This window comes from Acidithiobacillus ferriphilus, assembly GCF_018854775.1.
Classification (GTDB): domain Bacteria; phylum Pseudomonadota; class Gammaproteobacteria; order Acidithiobacillales; family Acidithiobacillaceae; genus Acidithiobacillus; species Acidithiobacillus ferriphilus.
Genome location: NZ_JAAZTY010000206.1, coordinates 1 through 2,309, shown reverse-complemented (window position 1 = coordinate 2,309; position 2,309 = coordinate 1). Strand labels below are relative to the sequence as shown.

The 2,309-nt window shown below is 61.9% G+C and carries 4 protein-coding genes; all 4 read right to left on the bottom strand.

Features of this window, described 5'->3' with window-relative positions; translation table 11 throughout:
* A partial coding sequence (locus HF921_RS12260) for a hypothetical protein (protein ID WP_215893906.1) occupies positions 1-699 on the bottom strand: 699 nt, incomplete at its 3' end.
* The gene (locus tag HF921_RS12255) at positions 696-881 is read right to left on the bottom strand and encodes a hypothetical protein (RefSeq protein WP_009566195.1); all 186 of its coding nucleotides are present in this window, start codon (positions 879-881) and stop codon (positions 696-698) included. The genes HF921_RS12255 and HF921_RS12260, both read right to left, overlap by 4 nt.
* 270 nt (positions 882-1,151) lie before the next feature.
* Complete coding sequence (locus HF921_RS12250; RefSeq protein ID WP_215893905.1) at positions 1,152-1,391, bottom strand: hypothetical protein; 240 nt, start codon at positions 1,389-1,391, stop codon at positions 1,152-1,154.
* Positions 1,392-1,449: 58 nt separating this feature from the next.
* Positions 1,450-1,851 (bottom strand): hypothetical protein, encoded by a 402-nt coding sequence (locus tag HF921_RS12245; protein ID WP_215893904.1) that lies wholly within the window; start codon positions 1,849-1,851, stop codon positions 1,450-1,452.
* Between the last annotated feature and the right edge of the window lie 458 nt (positions 1,852-2,309).

The window sequence follows — 2,309 nt, the reverse complement described above, 5'->3', positions numbered from 1 at the left end:
AAGGCCCATACCGAGTCCCAGGCTCCATTCGCCGGTCATCGGCTTGGTCATCACCTGGCCCGCCTCCGTCGCCATCGCCTCATTGAGCTTCCTCATCGCGTTCACGCCGACCGCGTGGCAGGCGTAACTGACATGCTCAATGGTCTGGTATCCATAGCACCCGATCCCGCCCCCCCATTTCTCGTCGGGGACGTAGGACGCGGCGTTTTGTTGGATGTCACTCCACATGGGGAGCCGCCCAGGCATCGGCGCCACGCGCACCGCCATCCCGAAGGAATGCGGGATGCCCAGTTTGGCCATGTCGGGGTTGGGGAACAGGGTGCCCTGTTCCGTCCACCCGTCCATGACCCGACCGTCTTGGTGGATGGGGATGATCAGGCCCCACAATCCCCGCCGAGGTCCGGTGTCGATGGACAGCATATCCGATCCCATGAGCCAGCCATTGATCAGGCCGACGTCGCAGGAGTCTGGATTGATGCCGTTTTGGAACATCCGCCGGAGCTCGCCTCCATTCTCGGGGTGCATCCCCCATTCGCCGAGGATGCCTCCCAGCTCGCTTCCCCGCAGGATCGGCGCTCCGCCGGCCTGTATCCCCTGGCCCTGCGCCACGCCCGAAAGGGCCGATCCCAAGCCATCGGCCAGGGCCGATCCCGCCAGGCAGAGGCTCAACATCAACGCCACCACGATACGTTTCTTCATTGCTCACCTCCTTGATGATTCACGCGATAAGGGGGCGATTGATCCCCCTTCGCCTCCCCGTGAGGGTGCGCCTCTGGCAAACAGGCGCGCCCGCAGGACAGGGTGGTTACCACATGGAAATACGCGCACCCGTTCAAACCGAGGGTGGCCGCCGTCAACGCCAGCACGATCCACTTTCTCATGGTGGGCGCCCTCACTGGCTCGACGCGGTCGGAGTCCCGAAGCTGCGCTCCAGGTTATGGTGCAACACGCTGAAATACGCGCATCCGTTCAAGCCCAAGGTGGTCAAGGCCACCGCGACAACTATCCACTTTTTCATTTTCGCTACCTCATCTGCTCGTATGGTAAAATCGATCCCAATTTCTGCCCTTCTTCGTACCCGCGCATGGAAAACGGAGCGCATCCGTTCAGGTACAACGTGGCTAGGGCCAACGTCACGGCAACCCACTTCCTCATTTCGCCAAGTCCTCCCATTGATTCAGCCATCGGTGAATGGCGTCCAAACTGTGAAACTGCCGCAAGTGGACGCCGATCCTCGCGGGCGCGCGCGAACACGCGCATTCTTGCCAACCCCTCAACCAGAAACCCTCGCCAGGGCTCGGGAGAACCCATAGGGAGGCGGCTTCGATCGGGTGGGGGAACAGCCGCGCCAGGGTTTCATTGACCGCCCGGACCTCTTCGTCGAACTTCATGACCACTCCTTTCCCGCTCTCCACACCCTATTCCCCCGGCTGGCGAAATTTCCGCGCGTTACCGGGACACCCGGAACATCCTTGGTTCGCCCCGGTAGTCCTTGAGTCCCTGAAGCACCTGACCCAGAAGCTCCCCCCACAGGAACGTCTCCGTGTCCATGCGACGGAAGAAAGAAGAACGCGCGGCCCCGTATTTCCTCATGCGATCCTGGAAGTCCCGATCCAGCCCTTTGTTCTTCAGGAGGCGCTTCAACACGCCCGTGGAAACCACGCCGTCGTTCTCGTCGGCCACCATGCGGATCAGGTCCTCCAAAATGTCATGCAACGTGCCCATCAACTCCGTGTCCTCGCCGCACAGATAGAGATCCGGGAGGGCTCTGGGATTGAAGGGCAACAGCAAAACCGCCAGACGTCTGGGGGTGTATTCATCCATCGCTTCGTCTCCTTTCCGGTAAAACATCGGGTATCCACTCCTATTCCCCCGCGAGGCGAAATTTTTGGACGGCGCCGACTCGGCCCATAAAAAAAGGCGGGCCGAAGCCCGCCTCTTGGCGGCCCAAACAGACCGCCTCCTTTTCCGCCCCCTCCTTGTGAAGCGGGGCGAAACCCATCCGTCAGCCGTCTCCGGCTTTCATTCCCTTTCCGCCCCCATACACCCGTCAGAACCGTCGCATCCGCGCGCGTTTTGGCGCCACCGCGCATGGCCACGGTGGTTCAACGGGATGGAACAGCCATCCACAGAGCCATCCCCGGTTTTTGTGGAGAACTCAGCGTCCGGCCCCGAACTCCAGTTCGTCTTCCTTCTCCTTCCCGGCCTTGCTCTTGCCGGATCCCGTGGATTCCTTCCCCGCCTGTTTCCGCTCGGGTGCCTCGCGCTCGGCGCCCCGACGCTCCTCCTTGCGCTCCTGGCGGGTCTCC

Excerpts from the sequence above, each read along its gene's own strand:
- HF921_RS12250 (WP_215893905.1), bottom strand. The coding sequence starts at position 1,391 with ATGAAGTTCGACGAAGAGGTCCGGGCGGTCAATGAAACCCTGGCGCGG.
- HF921_RS12255 (WP_009566195.1), bottom strand. The coding sequence starts at position 881 with ATGAGAAAGTGGATCGTGCTGGCGTTGACGGCGGCCACCCTCGGTTTG.
- HF921_RS12245 (WP_215893904.1), bottom strand. The coding sequence starts at position 1,851 with ATGTTTTACCGGAAAGGAGACGAAGCGATGGATGAATACACCCCCAGA.